Origin of the sequence: Ancylobacter sp. (assembly GCF_965249975.1) — a bacterium.
Lineage (GTDB): Bacteria > Pseudomonadota > Alphaproteobacteria > Rhizobiales > Xanthobacteraceae > Ancylobacter.
Map to the genome: position 1 here is coordinate 1,046,043 of NZ_CBDFNE010000018.1, position 15,016 is coordinate 1,061,058.

Sequence of the window (15,016 nt, forward strand, 5' to 3'; positions counted from 1 at the left end):
GGAACGCACCCATGAACGACCAGGATCGCCAGGCCATTGACGGCCTCTTCGCCAAGCTGGCCGAGGCCGAGCGCCAGTCCGGCCCGCGTGACCCGCAGGCCGAGGGCTTCATCGCCCAGCGCATCGCGCAGCAGCCGGCCGCGCCCTATCTGATGGCGCAGACCATCGTGATGCAGGACTACGCCCTGCAGCAGGCGCAGGCGCGGATCGAGGAGCTGGAGCGGCAGGCGCAGGAGACGGCGGCCCAGCCCGCCAGCGGCGGCGGCCTCTTCGGCGGGCTGTTCGGCTCCAGCCAGCCCCCGGCGCGGCGCAGCGGCGTGCCTTCCATGCCGCGCAGCGCGGCCGGCTATGAGGGCGGCAGTGCCATTCCGGCCAGCGCCTCCCCGGCCTGGCAGTCCGGCGCGGCGGCGGGCCAGCCCATGGGCGCGCCGGGCGCCCCCGGCGGCCCGGGCGCGCAGCCGGGCGGTTTCGGCCGGCCGGGCTTCGGCGGCGGTGGCGGCGGCTTCCTGGCCGGCGCGGCGCAGACGGCGATGGGCGTCGCCGGCGGCGTGCTGCTCGGCAGCGCCATTGCAGGCATGTTCGGCGGCAGCGAGGCCAAGGCGGCAGAAGCGCCGGCGGAAGCGCCGGCCGAGGAGCCGGCAGCGGCCGACGAGCCGGTGGACACCGGCGCCGAGGATGCCGGGGCCGTGGATGATGGCGGCTTCTTTGGCGGCGGCGACTGGTTCGGCGGCGGCGACGAATTCTGAGCGCGCCGGGCGGCGTGCTTCACCCGCCGCCCGCCTTCGCCTCTGACAGGTTCCCCCGCCTTCGGGCGGGGTTCCAGCGGACTCCTGCCCTGCAGGGCAGGGGACACTTCCCAACTTCCAGCAGGCCGGCCCCTCACCGGCCTGTTCTTTTTTGTCGGCTCGATCATTTCACCGTTTCACGGAAGCAGTGAAATGATCTAATTCTTTGTTTTGTCGCGTTTTCTTCACGCGAACCGGTATCCACTTCGCTCGAAAACGCTCTACACGCCCAGCCCGTTCTCGGCGGCATAGTCCTTCAGCGAACGCTCCGGCCGGGCGCCGATATGGCTGATGATCTCGGCCGCGCAGAGCGCGCCGAGCGCGAGGCACTCGCCCGCCGCCATGCCCTTGGCGAAGCCGTGCAGATAGCCGGCGGCGAACAGGTCGCCCGCGCCGGTCGTGTCCACCACCTTCGCCACCGGAAACGCCGGAACCGACACCATCTCCCCGCCGATGACCGCAAGCGCGCCCTTTTCGCTGCGGGTGACGACGGCATGGCGCGCCTCCTGCCGCAGCTGGGCGAGGGCGGCGTCGAAATCGGTCTCGTAGAGCGACATCAGCTCCGCCTCATTGGCGAAGACGAGATCGACCGTGCCGGCGCGCAGGAGATTCAGGAACTCCGCCCGGTAGCGTCCGACACAGAAGGCGTCGGACAAGGTGAGCGACACGGTGCGCCCGGCCTCATGCGCGATGGCGGCGGCCTTGAGGAAGGCCTCCTTCGCCGGCGGCGGGTCCCAGAGATAACCTTCGAGATAGGTGACCTTCGCCCCCGCCACCATGGCCGCATCGACATCGGCGGGGGACAGGTCCTGCGCCGCGCCGAGATAGGTGTTCATGGTGCGCTCGCCATCCGGCGTCACCAGAATGAGGCAGCGGGCCGTGGCCGGGCCGGCGGTCGCGGCGGGCGTGGCATAGGCGACGCCGGCGGCGCGGATGTCATGGGCGAAGATGCCGCCCAGCTCATCGTCGCGCACCTTGCCGATGAAGCCGGCCCGGCCGCCGAGCGCGGCGATGCCGACCATGGAATTGGCGGCCGAGCCGCCGGAAATCTCCACCCCCGGCCCCATGGCGCCATAGACCGCTTCCGCGCGCTCTTCGTCGATCAGCGTCATGCCGCCCTTGCGCATGCCGTGGCGGTCGAGGAAGCCGTCCTCGGTGCGGGAAATCACGTCGACGATGGCGTTGCCGAAGCCGATCACATCGAGCTGGGGGACGGTCATGGACGGCGTTTCTCCGCAAGGGTCTGCCGGGGATGAAGGCGGGTCACGCGGTAGCAGACGGGCGCCCGTCCCGCAACGCTTGCCGCCGGGCGAGGGCGCGCGACAGCCCGGCCCGCTTCCCCTCCGGGCGCGGGCCGACTATGGCTAGCCGATGGCCCTGCTCCGCCACGCCTCCACCGTCGCTTTGCTCACCCTGACCTCGCGCGTGCTCGGCTTCGCCCGCGACGCTGGGGTGGCGGCGCTGTTCGGCACCGGGCTGGTGGCGGAAGCCTCCGTCGCCGGCCTCGCCGTGCCGCAGATCGCCCGCCGGCTGCTCGGCGAGGGGGCGCTGAACGCCGCGCTGCTGCCGACTCTGGCGCGGGCGGAGGACGCGCCGGCGCGCCGGGCGCTGGCCGGGGCGGTGGTGGCGGTGTTCGCCCTCGCCGGACTGCTGATCGCGGGGCTTCTGTTCCTGTTCATGCCGGCCGTGGTGAGCGTGCTGGCGCCGGGCTTTGCCGGCGACGGCCCGCGCGCGGCGGGTGCCGTGCTGGCCGGGCGGCTCACCGTGATCTGCCTGCCGCTCGCCTTGCTCGCCGGGGTGTTCGCCGCCTTCGCCAACGCGGCCGGCCGCTTCGCCCGGCCGGCCATGGCGCCGGCGGCGGCCAATGTCGCGGTGATCGCCCTGCTCGTGCTGCTTTGGCTCTCCGGCGCGCACACGATCAGCGCGTCCGCCGCACTCATCTGGCTGGCGGCCGGGGTTGTGGCGGGGGCGCTGACGCAGGTCGTGCTGAACGCCGCCGCCCTGCCGCGCGACTTTGTCCGCCTCACCCTCGCGCCGGCGAACCTCAAGGCGGCGCTACCGCTGCTCGCCGGTTCGGCGACGCCGCTGCTGGCCGCCGCCCTGCCGCAGCTACGCTTTCTCATCGCCGCGGCGGCGGCCTCCGGCCTTGGCGGCGGCGTCGCCGCCCTGTTCTACGCCACACGGCTGGTCGAATTGCCGCTCGGGCTGGTCGGCGCCAGCGCCGGGGCGGTGCTGCTGCCGGCGCTGGCACACGGGCGCGGCACGGCGGAGGAACCCGGTTTCGGGCCGACCGCGCTCGGGGCCGGCGGCCTCATCGCCGCGCTCGCGCTCTCGCTGCCGGCAGCGCTCGGCCTTGCCGTGCTGGCCCACCCCATCGTGGTGGTGCTGTTCCAGCGCGGCGCCTTCGATCCGCAGGCGAGCGAACTCACCGCCACCGCCCTCACCTTACTGGCGTTGACCCTGCCGGCGCAGGCGCTGGAGAAGGTGCTGATCGCCATTGCCTTCGCGTGCGGGCTGCCGCGACTTGTCACCCTCGCCAGCCTGGCCGCGCTGCCGCTGGGTGCGCTGGCGGGCTTTTTCAGCGTGGGGGCGCTCGGCATGGCGGGGCCGGCGCTGGGGGTGCTGGTGTCCAGCGTCGTCGCGCTCGCCGGGCTTGGAATCGGCCTCGGCCGCCGGCGGCTGTTGGTGCTGGGGAAACCCGTCCGCCGGCAGTTGCTCCGGCTCAGCCTCGCGGCGCTCGGCATGGCGGGGGCTGTGATGCTGGCGCGCCTTGGCTGCGAGGGCCTGCTGACGCAGGGCGGGCTCGCCGCCGCCGGGGCGCTGACCGGGCTGGTGGCGCTCGGCGGCGCGGTCTATGCCGGGCTGGCGCTGGCGCTCGGCGGTATCGAACTGACCGCGCTGCGGGCGGGCCTGCGCCGCTGATCGTCCAAGAGACGCGCGGGCGTTGAAGATGCTTGCCCCTGCGGGTCATGCGTGCCATAGCGCCCCCGCGCCGGGGGCATTCCCGCGGCACGGCAGGGCGCAGACCACAGGACGCTCCGACATGGAATTCAAGCCGCTCGTGTTTTCCGGCGTCCAGCCGACCGGAAACCTGCATCTCGGCAATTATCTCGGCGCCATCCAGCGCTTCGTCGCGCTGCAGGACAGCCATGACTGCCTTTATTGCGTGGTCGACATGCACGCGATCACGGTGTGGCAGGACCCGGCCGACCTGAAGCGGCAGATCCGCGAGGTCACCGCCGCCTTCATCGCCGCCGGCATCGACCCGACCAAGCACATCGTGTTCAACCAGAGCCAGGTCTCCGGCCATGCCGAACTCGCCTGGGTGTTCAACTGCGTGGCGCGCCTCGGCTGGCTCAACCGCATGACCCAGTTCAAGGAGAAGGCCGGCAAGGACCGCGAGAACGCCTCGGTGGGCCTTTACGCCTACCCGAACCTGATGGCCGCCGACATTCTGCTCTACCGCGCCACCCATGTGCCGGTTGGCGAGGACCAGAAGCAGCATCTGGAGCTGACCCGCGACATCGCGCAGAAGTTCAATAATGATTTCGGCCCTTCCATCGCCGCCAACGGGCTGGGCGAGGCGTTCTTCCCGCTGCCCGAGCCGCTGATCGGCGGGCCGGCGGCGCGGGTGATGAGCCTGCGCGACGGCGCCAAGAAGATGTCGAAGTCGGACCCATCCGATCTCTCGCGCATCAACCTCACCGACGATGCCGACCTGATCGCCTCGAAGATCCGCAAGGCCAAGACCGATCCCGAGCCGCTGCCCTCCGAGGCGGAAGGGCTTAAGGGCCGGCCGGAGGCGGAGAATCTGGTCGGCATCTATGCCGCCCTCGCCAATGTCGCGAAGGAAGAGGTGCTCGCCCAGTTCGGCGGCGGGCAGTTCTCCACCTTTAAGGCGGCGCTGGTCGATCTTGCTGTGGCCAAGCTCGGGCCGATCGGGGCGGAGATGCAGCGTTTGGTGGCCGAGCCGGACCATATCGACGCCATCCTGCGCGACGGCGCCGCCCGAGCCCGCGCGCTGGCGGATGCCACCATGGCGAGCGTGCGCGACATCGTCGGCTTCGTGCGCTAGCCTTCGCCGGTTCCATTCGCCCGGAGGGAGCCCATGTCGCGCCGGCGCCAAAGCCATGAGCCCGGCCACCGCCGGAAGTTCCTCGTGCTGGCGGACGACACGCCGGAATGCGACCGCGCGCTCTATTACGCGGCGCGGCGCGCGGCGCGCACCGGCGGCGCCGTGGTGCTGCTCGCCGTGCTGCAGCTGGAAGAGGCGCCGAGCCAGTGGCTCGGCGTCGCCGACCTGATGCGGGCGGAAGCGACCGACAAGGCCGAAGCGCGGCTCGATCTGCTTTCCGCCAGGGCGGAAGGCATTGCCGGCGTCGCCACCGAACGGGTGGTGCGCGAAGGCGTGGTGGCCGAGCAGATCCTCGCCGTCATCGAGGAGGATGAGGACATCGCCATCCTCGTGCTCGCCGCGGGCACCGGAAAGGAAGGGCCGGGGCCGCTCATCGCCTCCCTGGCCAAGGGACTGTGGCCGAGCCTGCCGGTGCCCGTTACCCTGGTGCCGGGCGCGCTCTCCGACAGCGAGATCGACGCGCTGGCCTAGCGCACGTTCCGATCGGACTGCCTCGCAATCCGATCGGTAAAACGTTCTCTATCAATAGTTTAGAGGATGATTCACCGATCAGGTTGATTCAACCTGATCGGATCAGGCTCTAGGCGGGCGCGGCGCTGCGACGCCCTTCCCCTCGCGCCCGTGAGAGCTTATCTAAAGTGCACATTCCCCCGTCGCCGCGGCCTTGAACCCCGGTTGGCAAGGAGACCGACATGTTCATCCAGACCGAAGCCACCCCCAATCCCGCCACGCTGAAGTTCCTGCCCGGCCGTTCCGTGCTCGGCGACGGCACGTTCGAGGCGCGCGACGCCGAGGAGGCCGCCCGCTCGCCGCTGGCGGTGCGCCTGTTCGAGGTGCCCGGCGTCACCGGCGTGTTTTTCGGCTCGGATTTCGTCACCGTCACCAAGGCGCAGGGCGAGTGGGCGCATCTCAAGCCGGCCATTCTCGGCGCCATCATGGAGCATTTCGTCTCCGGCCAGCCGATCCTGCCCGAGGACCACGCGCACACCGCCGACGACGCCTTCTTCGAGGCCAAGGATGCCGGGCTGGTCGACACCATCCGCGAGCTGATCGACACCCGCGTGCGCCCGGCGGTGGCCAATGATGGCGGCGACATCACCTTCCGCGGCTACAAGGACGGCGTGGTGTTCCTCGCCATGAAGGGCTCCTGCGCCGGCTGCCCCTCCTCCACCGCGACGCTGAAGAACGGCATCGAGAACCTGCTCCGCCACTTCGTTCCCGACGTGGTGGAAGTGCGCCCGGTCTGACACCGGCACGGGCGCGCCCTTTCCATAGGGGCGCGCGCAGGTGCATGGTGGAACGATGACCGCGCTCCACCCTGCTGATTCTGGCCCATGCTGATTCTCGCCATCGACACCGCGCTCGACGCCTGTTCGGCGGCCCTGCACGACATGGACACCGACGCGACGCGGGCGATGGAGCATGTCGTCATGGCGCGCGGCCATGCCGAATCGCTGATCCCGATGGTGGAGCGGGTGATGAGCGCCGCCGGGGCGGCCTTCACCGATATCGATCTTTTCGCCGTCACCGTCGGACCGGGGAGCTTCACCGGCCTGCGGGTGGGCCTGTCGGCCGCGCGCGGCTTCGGCCTCGCCACCGGCAAGCCGGTGCTCGGCCTGCCGACGCTGACCGTGCTCGCCGCCCCGCTGCTGGCGCGCGACGACGCAGTTCCGGTAGCCGCCGCCATCGATGCCCGCCACGGCAATGTCTATCTGCAGATGATCGGCCCCGCCGGCCGGGTTCTGGTGAGCCCGCGCGCCATGGCAGCCAAGGATGCGGCGCGCTCGGTCGCCAACGGGCCGGTGCGGCTGGTCGGTTCTGGCGCCGGCCTCCTGGTCGATGCCTGGCCGATGGGCGCGCAGCCGCCGCTGGAGGTGCGCGCCACCGCAACGCCCGACCCGGTATGGCTGGCGCGGATCGCCAGCGTCGCCGATCCCGCCCGTTCCGAACCCAAGCCGCTTTATCTGCGCGACGCCGACGCCAAGCCGCAGACCGGCGGGCGGATCGCCCGGCGATGAGCCGGCTGCCGACCTGGCTCGACTGGATGACCCGCGCCCGCCCCGGCGAGGCGACGCTGCGCGCCATGCGGGCCGGCGATGCCGAGGCGCTGGCCCGGCTGCACGCGCAATCCTTCCGCATCGGCTGGGACGCGGCCGAGTTCGAGCGGCTGATCGCCAACCGGCTGACGCGCGGATTGGTGGCCACCGACGGCCCCGGCGGCACGCCGGTCGGCTTCATCCTGCTGAGCGGGGTGGCGCCGGAGATGGAGATCCTCTCGGTCGCGGTCGACAGCCGCCGGCGCGGCGCCGGGCTCGGCCGCCGGCTGGTGGAAGCCGCCTTCGGCACGCTGGCGGCGGAGGGCTACCGCACCGTGTTTCTCGAAGTCGAGGACGGCAATGCCGCGGCGCTGAAGCTCTATGCCCGCACCGGCTTTCACGAGATCGGCCGCCGCCCGGGCTATTATCGCAATGGCGCCGGCGCGCCGGTGGCGGCGCTCACCATGCGGCGGGACATCGCCTGAGGAAACCATTGCCCTCGCCCGCATCGCTGCGCCATAAGGCGGAGCGGGCGGGAATGCACCGACACTTGCGGGCTGAAGGAAACAGGCCGAGGAATGAACGACAAGCCGACCGCGATCGAGGAAGCCTGCGTGACGCTGGGGTTGCGGATGACCGACCAGCGCCGGGTGATCGCCCGCATCATCGCCGAGGCGCAGGACCATCCCGATGTGGAGGAACTGCACCGGCGCGCCGTCGCCGTGGACGACCGCATCTCCATCTCCACCGTCTACCGCACGGTGAAGCTGTTCGAGGATGCCGGCATCATCGCCCGTCATGATTTCCGCGACGGCCGCTCGCGCTACGAGCCGGTGCCGGACGAGCATCACGACCATCTCATCGATCTGCGCAACGGTACGGTGGTGGAATTCCGCTCCGAGGAGATCGAGCAGCTGCAGGAAGAGATCGCCCGCAAGCTCGGCTACCGTCTCGTCGGCCACCGGCTGGAGCTTTACGGCGTGCCGCTCGACCCCAAGAAGGACTGAAGCCGTGCGGGCGTGGCTGGTGATCGTGCCGGTCGTGCTCGTCACGCTGCTCGGCATTCCCTTGCAATGGCTCTCGGTGGCGCTTCGGCTGCCGACGCGGCGGACCATTCCCGTGCTCTACCATCGCCTCGTGCTGGCGCTCATCGGCGTGCGGGTGCGGGTGGTCGGCGCGCCGGCGCCCGCGCGGCCGCTGCTCATCGTTGCCAACCACGTGTCCTGGCTCGACATTCTGGTGCTGGGCTCGCGCCTGCCCCTGTGCTTCGTCGCCAAGAGCGAGGTGGCGCGCTGGCCGGGCATCGGCCTGCTGGCGAAGCTCCAGCGCACCATCTTCGTCGACCGCACGTCCCGTACGGCGACGGGGCGGGTGGCGGGGGAGATGGCCGCGCGGATGAATGACGGCGACCCGGTGGTGCTGTTCGCCGAGGGCACGTCGAGCGACGGCAACCGGGTGCTGCCCTTCCGCTCGGCGCTGATCGGCGCCGCCCGCCAGGGCATGGGCGAGGAGGAAGGCGCGGCGGCCGCCATCCAGCCGCTCGCCATCGCCTATATCGGCCTCTCCGGCCTGCCTGTCGGCCGCGCCGGGCGCCCGCATCTCGCCTGGTATGGTGATATGGACCTCGCGCCGCATCTAATGGAGGTGCTGCGGCGCGGCGGCGTCGAGGTGGAGCTGCGCTTCGGCACTCCGCTGGCCGCGAGCGGCCGCAAGGCGGCGGCGCAGGAGGCCGAGCGCGCGGTGCGCCACATGCTGGCGCAGGCGCTGAACGGGCGCCATTGCTGAGGAAAACGGCGGAAATTCACGCCGCCTGCCCCTACGGCCGCCCCTGCCGCGCATTTCCTTTTCGCGCAAATCCCGCTACACAGGGGCATAGGCGTCAATCGCGGAGACGTGGACGATCTCGACCTGCAGTCGACCGAGGTGGGAACGAGCGGCGAGCAACGAGGGCGCCTTGCGGGAACGCGCCCACCGCGCCCTCGGCTTTCCAACGCAAGACGCCGCGCGGCTCCCTGTGGGCCACCGGCACGGGTCGATCGACACGCAATGAGTGATACGCGCAAGCTCTACGTCCGCTCCTTCGGCTGCCAGATGAACGTCTATGACGCCCAGCGCATGACGGACACGCTGGCGAAAGAGGGCTATGTCGAGACCGACAGCCCGGACGACGCCGATCTGGTCATCCTCAACACCTGCCATATCCGCGAGAAGGCCGCCGAGAAGGTCTATTCCGAGCTCGGCCGGCTGAAGAAGGCGCAGGAAGAAGCCGGCCGCCGGCAGATGGTGGCGGTCGCCGGCTGCGTCGCGCAGGCGGAAGGCGGCGAAATCCTCAAGCGCGCGCGCGGCGTCGACCTCGTCGTCGGCCCGCAGAGCTACCACAAGCTGCCCGCACTGCTGGCCGATGCCGAGCGGCGCGGCCATAACCGGCGCGCCGGCATCGTCGAGACCGAGTTTCCGGTCGAGGACAAGTTCGATTTCCTGCCACCGCCGACTCCGGCGGCGATCGCCAAGCGCGGCCCCACCGCCTTCGTCACGGTGCAGGAAGGTTGCGACAAATTCTGCACCTTCTGCGTCGTGCCCTATACGCGCGGGGCGGAAGTCTCGCGCCCGCTCCCCAAAATTCTCGACGAGATGATCCGCCTCGCCGAGGCCGGGGTGCGCGAGGTGACGCTGATCGGCCAGAACGTCAACGCCTATCACGGCGCCGACGCCGCCGGCCGCACCGCGAACCTGCCCGAGCTGGTGCGCCGCATCGCCGAGGTGCCGGGCATCGCCCGCGTGCGCTACACCACCAGCCACCCGCGCGACATGGATGACGAGCTGATCGCCGCCCATCGCGAGCTGCCCGCGCTGATGCCCTATCTGCACCTGCCGGTGCAGTCCGGCTCCAACCGGGTGCTGGCGGCGATGAACCGCAAGCACGACCGCGAACTGTTCTTCGACATCGTCGCCCGCGTGCGCGCGGCCCGGCCGGATATCGCCTTCTCCTCGGATTTCATCGTCGGCTTCCCCGGCGAGACCGAGGCCGATTTCGCGGACACGATGGACCTTGTGGAGCGCGTGGGCTTCGCCTCCGCCTTCTCGTTCAAATATTCGTCGCGCCCCGGCACGCCGGCGGCGGGCATGGGCGAGCAGGTGCCGGAAACGGCGAAGTCCGAGCGCATCCATGCGCTGCAGGCGCTGCTCGACCGGCAGAAGGCGGCGTTCGACGCCGCCTGCCGCGGCCGTCGCTTCGACATTCTGCTGGAAAAGCCCGGTCGCTTCCCCGGCCAGCTGATCGGCCGCTCGCCCTATCTGCAATCCGTCGTCGTCGAGGCCCCGCTTGAGGCCATCGGCACGCTGGCGGAGGTGGAAGTGCGCGAGGTCAGCACCAAGAGTCTTTCGGGCGACATACGCGGCGGCGAGTTTTTTGGTGAACGACCGGCGCGCGAATCGCGTTTCATCGGGCAGGGCGAAAAACTGGAGGCGTGAGCGTGCGTCGACCTGGTAGCGGATCTGGTAGCGAGACGGAACGGACCCTCACCTCCCCGCGCGCGGCGCCGCGCGCCGTTCCGGCGGCCCCGCGCTGGATCGACACGCCGGACGACGATTCCGCCGGGCAGATCGTGCTCGCCTTCGACGACAACCGCGTCGCCAGCCAGCTCTTCGGCCATTACGGGCAGAATCTCGCCCTCATCGAGCGGCGGCTGGAAATCGTCGCCGAGCAGCGCGGCAACCATGTCACGCTGGAAGGCCCGCGCGAGGCCTGCGAGCAGGCCCGCCATGTGCTGGAAACGCTCTATGCCCGGCTGAAGAAGGGCGGGGAACTCCAGCCCGGCGATGTCGAGGGCGTGCTGCGCGAGGCCGCCGCGCAGGGGCAATTATTCGAGTTCGACCCCGCGACCAAGAAGCAGAGCTTCGACGAGATCCAGCTGCGCCGCCGGCCGGTGCGCGCCCGCACCGCCGCGCAGGACGCCTATATCCGCGCGCTCAAGCGCCAGACGCTGGTGTTCGGCGTCGGCCCCGCCGGCACCGGCAAGACCTGGCTCGCGGTCGCCTATGCCGTCCACCTGCTGGAACGGCGCGTGGTCGACCGGCTGATCCTCTCCCGTCCGGCGGTGGAGGCGGGCGAGCGGCTCGGCTTCCTGCCCGGCGACATGAAGGAGAAGGTCGATCCCTATCTGCGCCCGATCTACGACGCGCTGCATGATCTGATGGACCGCGCCTTTGTCGAGCGGGCGATGATGTCCGGCGAGATCGAGATCGCCCCGCTGGCCTTCATGCGCGGGCGCACGCTGGCCAATGCCTGCGTCATCCTCGACGAGGCGCAGAACACCACCTCCATGCAGATGAAGATGTTCCTCACCCGCCTGGGCGAGAACTCGCACATGATCATCACCGGCGATCCCAGCCAGATCGACCTGCCGCCGGGCCAGACCTCGGGCCTTGCCGAGGCTGTGGGGCTGCTGAAGGACGTGGAAGGCGTCGACGTGTGTCACTTCAACGCCGCCGACGTGGTGCGGCACGAGCTGGTGGGGCGCATCGTCGCTGCCTATGACCGCAAGGATTCGGCGGCGCGGGCGGCGGCCCCGACGGGGATCGCGCGGCCATGAATGGGGAAGGCGACAGTCCCGCGCCGCAGGTCGAGGTCGACGTTCTGGTCGAGGCCGGGCCCTGGGCCTCGATCGCGGACGCCGAAGCGCTCGTGGTGCGAGCGGTCAACGCCGCCTGCGCCGGCGCACTCACCGAATACGAGATCGACATCGACGGCGCCGAGATCGCGGTGAAGCTGACGGACGATGCGGCGCTGCAGGCGCTCAACCGCGACTGGCGCGGCAAGGACTACGCCACCAACGTGCTGTCCTTTCCCACCCCCGAGGTGGCGCGGGAGGGCGGCGATCCCCATCTCGGCGACATCGCCATCGCCTATGAAACGCTGGCGCGCGAGGCGGAAGCGGAGGGCAAACCCATCGCCGACCATCTCGCGCATCTCGCCGTCCATGGTACGCTGCATCTGCTCGGCTATGATCACGAGGTCGCGGAAGAGGCGGAGGAGATGGAGGCGATGGAGCGGCACGTGCTTGCCGGCCTCGCCATCGCCGACCCCTATGCCGAGACCGAACCCGTTCACCCCTGACCGAATCAACTGACCAAAAGGCCAATGTCCGATCCTCTTCCCAGTCCGTCCTCCGCCTCCCGGGGCAGCGAGGGCCCAAGTAGCGGCGCCAGCAATGGCGCCACCAGCGGCACCGCGACAAGCGTCGGGCAGCGAAGCAGGGCCGGCGGAGGCTCCAGCGAGCCTCGCGCCGGCATTTTCGGCCGGCTTCGCCATCTCATTGGCGGGCGGCGCTCCACCGGCTCGCTGCGCTCGGATCTCGCCGCCACCCTCTCGGCGCCCAGCACCGAGCCGGGGGCGGACCTTACCGCCACCGAGCGGACGATGCTCAAGAGCATCCTGGACCTGCGTGAGCTGCGCATCGGCGACCTCATGGTGCCGCGCGCGGACATCGTCGCCGTGCAGAAGGACATTTCGCTCGGTGAGCTGCTCGCCGTCTTCGCCGAGGCCGGTCATTCCCGCCTCGTCGTCTATGACGACACGCTCGACGACCCCGTCGGCATGGTCCATATCCGCGATCTCGTGACCTATCTCACCCAGCGCGCCATGACGCCCCGCGCGACGGCCTCGCGCGCCGAGGCGCTGCGCAACGGCCCGCGTCCCAGCGTGGCGGAGGCTCCCGCCGCCGGCAAGGCGGCACGCCCGTCCTTCAATCTGAAGGCCATCGACCTGTCCAACTCGCTGAGCGGCGCCAAGCTGATCCGCCGCCTGCTATTCGTGCCGCCCTCCATGCCGTCCATCGAACTGCTGGCCAGCATGCAGGCGAGCCGCATCCATCTCGCTCTCGTCATCGACGAATATGGCGGGACGGACGGCATCGTCTCGATGGAAGACCTCGTCGAGGAGATCGTCGGCGACATCGAAGACGAGCACGACGAAGACGAAACGCCCACCATCGCCCGCCAGGCCGATGGCAGCTTCATCGCCGATGCCCGCGCCAGCCTTGAGGACGTGGCCGAGATGATCGATCCGGCCTTCGCGCTCGGCGAGGAGGCCGAGGAAGTCGACACGCTCGGCGGCCTGCTCGTCACCCTCGCCGGTCGTGTGCCGGTGCGCGGCGAGATCGTCTCGGGGCCGGGAGATTTCGAGATCGAGGTGCTCGACGCCGATCCGCGCCGGGTCAAGCGGCTGCGCATCGCGGCGAGCCGCGGCGAGGCGGGGGCGGACAGCCGCCCGGCCATCGCTGACGGGTCGGTCTCCCGGGCGCGCGCCCTGCCGCCGCCGGCGCAGCAGGCCGGGGACGCCTCCCGCAACGAACGGCCGCGCGACACCGATGCGGCCTGACGCGACGGCCGGGGCCGGTGGCGCCCGGCCCTTTTCCAGCCGATGCTGACCCCGGACCGTCTGCGGGCGGCCCCCGCCCGCTGGCGGGCCCTGGCCGCGCTGGTGGCCGGCGGCCTCTCCGCGCTCGCCATGCCGCCCTTCGGCCTATGGCCGGTGCTGGCGCTGACGCTCCCGGTGCTGGTGTTCCTGATCGACGCCACCGCCGGCCTACCCCTGCGCCGGGCGCTGACGGCGAGCTTCCTCGCCGGCTGGCTGTTCGGCCTCGGCTATTTCGTTGCCGGCCTGTGGTGGATCGGCGAGGCCTTCCTGGTGCAGGCCGACGCCTTCCTGTGGCTGATGCCGTTCGCGGTGCTCGGCCTGCCGGCCTATCTCGCCCTCTACACCGGGTTCGGCTGCGTGCTGGCACGGCTGTTATGGACGGGTGGGCCGGGGCGGATCCTTGCCTTCGCCGCCGCCCTCACCCTGGCGGAGACCGCGCGCGGCGCGTGGCTGACCGGTTTTCCCTGGAACGATTTCGGCTATGCGCTGGCGACCGATCTGCGCTTCGCGCAAGCCGCCTCCGTCGTCGGGCTCACCGGGCTGTGCCTCGCGACGCTCGCCTGCCTCGCCAGCCCGGCCGCGCTTTTCTCGCCGGCGGGCTCACCGCGCACCCGCCCGCTGCCGCTCACCCTCGCCGTGCTGCTGCTCGCCGCCCTATGGGCCGGTGGGCAATGGCGCCTCGCCACCACAGAGGTCGCCACCGTGCCGGATGTGCGGCTGCGGCTGATGCAGCCGGACCTGCCGCAGGACCAGAAATTCCGCTACGACGCCCGCCGCACGGTGATGGACCTCTATCTCGCCACCAGCGAGAGCCAGGGCGGGCTGAAGGGCGTCACCCATCTGTTCTGGCCCGAATCGGCCTTCCCCTTCTTCCTCGAACGCGAGCCGGAGGCGCTGGCGCGGATCGTGGCCATGTTGCCGCCCGGCACGGTGCTCGTCACCGGCGCGGCACGCTATCAGCCCGTGCCAGGCCGCGACCGACCGGATGTGTTCAACAGTGTGCGGGTGATCGATTCGAGCGGGACGATTCGCGGCAATGCCGACAAGGTGCACCTCGTTCCGTTTGGCGAATATCTGCCGTTTCAGGAAACGCTGGAAGCGGTGGGGCTGGAAGCGCTGACCCGGGTGCGCGGTGGCTTCGCCGCCGCCCCCGCGCGGAGCTTGCTCGCCATTCCCGGCCTGCCCGAAGCGGTGCCGCTGATCTGCTACGAGGCGATTTTTCCCACCGAGGTGATGCCCGCCCCCGCTGGCGCGGCCGAAGAGACGCCGCGGCCGGGCTTCCTGCTCAATTTGTCCAACGACGCCTGGTTCGGCCTCACCCCCGGCCCCTACCAGCATTTCGAGCAGTCGCGGCTGAGGGCGATCGAGCAGGGATTACCGCTGGTGCGGGTCACCAATAACGGTATCTCCGCCGTGGTGGACCCTTTGGGACGAATCAGAGCCCTTCTACCCCTGGGTGTGCGGGGCGTACTCGACGACAGCCTCCCGCAAGCTTTGGCAGCTACAGCTTATGCCACACACGGCAGAGTGTTATCGTGGTTGCTGCTTCTGGGCTGCTTCTGCGGGGCGCTCATGCTGCGCCTGCGAGCGATACACGCTTAGATTGATCGACGGCGGAACGCACTGCGCTTAGACTGCTCGC

15 protein-coding genes are annotated in these 15,016 nt (G+C 70.5%); 14 read left to right on the forward strand and 1 reads right to left on the reverse strand.

Annotation, left to right across the window (positions count from 1 at the left end; translation table 11 throughout):
• Positions 1-11 precede the first annotated feature (11 nt).
• Positions 12-746 carry a DUF2076 domain-containing protein gene (locus ACP2AH_RS17765; RefSeq protein ID WP_425107004.1) on the forward strand — a complete coding sequence of 245 codons (735 nt, stop codon included), beginning with the start codon at positions 12-14 and terminating at the stop codon, positions 744-746.
• Between the two features lie 260 nt (positions 747-1,006).
• Here ACP2AH_RS17765 and ACP2AH_RS17770 read toward each other — a convergent pair whose 3' ends face one another.
• Positions 1,007-2,005, reverse strand: coding sequence for an adenosine kinase (locus tag ACP2AH_RS17770; protein WP_425107005.1), 999 nt, complete (start codon positions 2,003-2,005; stop codon positions 1,007-1,009).
• A 151-nt stretch (positions 2,006-2,156) separates the two neighbouring features.
• On the opposite strand from ACP2AH_RS17770, the gene murJ reads away from it, so the two are divergent.
• The 13 genes from murJ to lnt all read left to right on the forward strand — a co-directional run bounded on the left by murJ (position 2,157) and on the right by lnt (position 14,976).
• Positions 2,157-3,707 (forward strand): murein biosynthesis integral membrane protein MurJ, encoded by a 1,551-nt coding sequence (murJ, locus tag ACP2AH_RS17775; RefSeq protein WP_425107006.1) that lies wholly within the window; start codon positions 2,157-2,159, stop codon positions 3,705-3,707.
• A gap of 121 nt (positions 3,708-3,828) precedes the next feature.
• Entirely contained in the window at positions 3,829-4,860 is a 1,032-nt protein-coding gene (trpS, locus tag ACP2AH_RS17780; protein ID WP_307018778.1) for a tryptophan--tRNA ligase, read from the forward strand.
• 33 nt (positions 4,861-4,893) lie between these two features.
• Positions 4,894-5,391 (forward strand): universal stress protein, encoded by a 498-nt coding sequence (locus ACP2AH_RS17785; protein ID WP_425107007.1) that lies wholly within the window; start codon positions 4,894-4,896, stop codon positions 5,389-5,391.
• A 221-nt stretch (positions 5,392-5,612) separates the two neighbouring features.
• Entirely contained in the window at positions 5,613-6,167 is a 555-nt protein-coding gene (locus ACP2AH_RS17790; protein ID WP_244379869.1) for a NifU family protein, read from the forward strand.
• 87 nt (positions 6,168-6,254) lie between these two features.
• Entirely contained in the window at positions 6,255-6,938 is a 684-nt protein-coding gene (tsaB, locus tag ACP2AH_RS17795; RefSeq protein ID WP_244379870.1) for a tRNA (adenosine(37)-N6)-threonylcarbamoyltransferase complex dimerization subunit type 1 TsaB, read from the forward strand.
• Positions 6,935-7,441 (forward strand): GNAT family N-acetyltransferase, encoded by a 507-nt coding sequence (locus ACP2AH_RS17800; protein ID WP_425107008.1) that lies wholly within the window; start codon positions 6,935-6,937, stop codon positions 7,439-7,441. Before tsaB ends, ACP2AH_RS17800 begins: the two co-directional genes overlap by 4 nt.
• Positions 7,442-7,534: 93 nt before the next feature.
• Positions 7,535-7,963 (forward strand): Fur family transcriptional regulator, encoded by a 429-nt coding sequence (locus ACP2AH_RS17805; protein ID WP_244379872.1) that lies wholly within the window; start codon positions 7,535-7,537, stop codon positions 7,961-7,963.
• A 4-nt stretch (positions 7,964-7,967) separates the two neighbouring features.
• Complete coding sequence (locus ACP2AH_RS17810) at positions 7,968-8,741, forward strand: lysophospholipid acyltransferase family protein (RefSeq protein WP_425107009.1); 774 nt, start codon at positions 7,968-7,970, stop codon at positions 8,739-8,741.
• A 261-nt stretch (positions 8,742-9,002) separates the two neighbouring features.
• Positions 9,003-10,427 carry a tRNA (N6-isopentenyl adenosine(37)-C2)-methylthiotransferase MiaB gene (miaB, locus tag ACP2AH_RS17815; RefSeq protein ID WP_425107010.1) on the forward strand — a complete coding sequence of 475 codons (1,425 nt, stop codon included), beginning with the start codon at positions 9,003-9,005 and terminating at the stop codon, positions 10,425-10,427.
• Between the two features lie 98 nt (positions 10,428-10,525).
• A complete protein-coding gene (locus tag ACP2AH_RS17820; protein ID WP_425107065.1) occupies positions 10,526-11,548 on the forward strand; it encodes a PhoH family protein in 1,023 nt (340 codons plus the stop codon).
• Positions 11,545-12,072 carry an rRNA maturation RNase YbeY gene (gene ybeY / locus ACP2AH_RS17825; RefSeq protein WP_425107011.1) on the forward strand — a complete coding sequence of 176 codons (528 nt, stop codon included), beginning with the start codon at positions 11,545-11,547 and terminating at the stop codon, positions 12,070-12,072. Before ACP2AH_RS17820 ends, ybeY begins: the two co-directional genes overlap by 4 nt.
• A gap of 24 nt (positions 12,073-12,096) precedes the next feature.
• The gene (locus ACP2AH_RS17830; protein WP_425107012.1) at positions 12,097-13,335 is read left to right on the forward strand and encodes a hemolysin family protein; all 1,239 of its coding nucleotides are present in this window, start codon (positions 12,097-12,099) and stop codon (positions 13,333-13,335) included.
• Between the two features lie 42 nt (positions 13,336-13,377).
• The gene (gene lnt, locus ACP2AH_RS17835; RefSeq protein ID WP_425107013.1) at positions 13,378-14,976 is read left to right on the forward strand and encodes an apolipoprotein N-acyltransferase; all 1,599 of its coding nucleotides are present in this window, start codon (positions 13,378-13,380) and stop codon (positions 14,974-14,976) included.
• Positions 14,977-15,016: the final 40 nt, after the last annotated feature.

Coding starts and splice junctions, on each gene's coding strand:
- ACP2AH_RS17765 (WP_425107004.1), top strand. CDS start 12: ATGAACGACCAGGATCGCCAGGCCATTGACGGCCTCTTCGCCAAGCTG.
- ACP2AH_RS17770 (WP_425107005.1), bottom strand. CDS start 2,005: ATGACCGTCCCCCAGCTCGATGTGATCGGCTTCGGCAACGCCATCGTC.
- murJ (WP_425107006.1), top strand. CDS start 2,157: ATGGCCCTGCTCCGCCACGCCTCCACCGTCGCTTTGCTCACCCTGACC.
- trpS (WP_307018778.1), top strand. CDS start 3,829: ATGGAATTCAAGCCGCTCGTGTTTTCCGGCGTCCAGCCGACCGGAAAC.
- ACP2AH_RS17785 (WP_425107007.1), top strand. CDS start 4,894: ATGTCGCGCCGGCGCCAAAGCCATGAGCCCGGCCACCGCCGGAAGTTC.
- ACP2AH_RS17790 (WP_244379869.1), top strand. CDS start 5,613: ATGTTCATCCAGACCGAAGCCACCCCCAATCCCGCCACGCTGAAGTTC.
- tsaB (WP_244379870.1), top strand. CDS start 6,255: ATGCTGATTCTCGCCATCGACACCGCGCTCGACGCCTGTTCGGCGGCC.
- ACP2AH_RS17800 (WP_425107008.1), top strand. CDS start 6,935: ATGAGCCGGCTGCCGACCTGGCTCGACTGGATGACCCGCGCCCGCCCC.
- ACP2AH_RS17805 (WP_244379872.1), top strand. CDS start 7,535: ATGAACGACAAGCCGACCGCGATCGAGGAAGCCTGCGTGACGCTGGGG.
- miaB (WP_425107010.1), top strand. CDS start 9,003: ATGAGTGATACGCGCAAGCTCTACGTCCGCTCCTTCGGCTGCCAGATG.
- ybeY (WP_425107011.1), top strand. CDS start 11,545: ATGAATGGGGAAGGCGACAGTCCCGCGCCGCAGGTCGAGGTCGACGTT.
- ACP2AH_RS17830 (WP_425107012.1), top strand. CDS start 12,097: ATGTCCGATCCTCTTCCCAGTCCGTCCTCCGCCTCCCGGGGCAGCGAG.
- lnt (WP_425107013.1), top strand. CDS start 13,378: ATGCTGACCCCGGACCGTCTGCGGGCGGCCCCCGCCCGCTGGCGGGCC.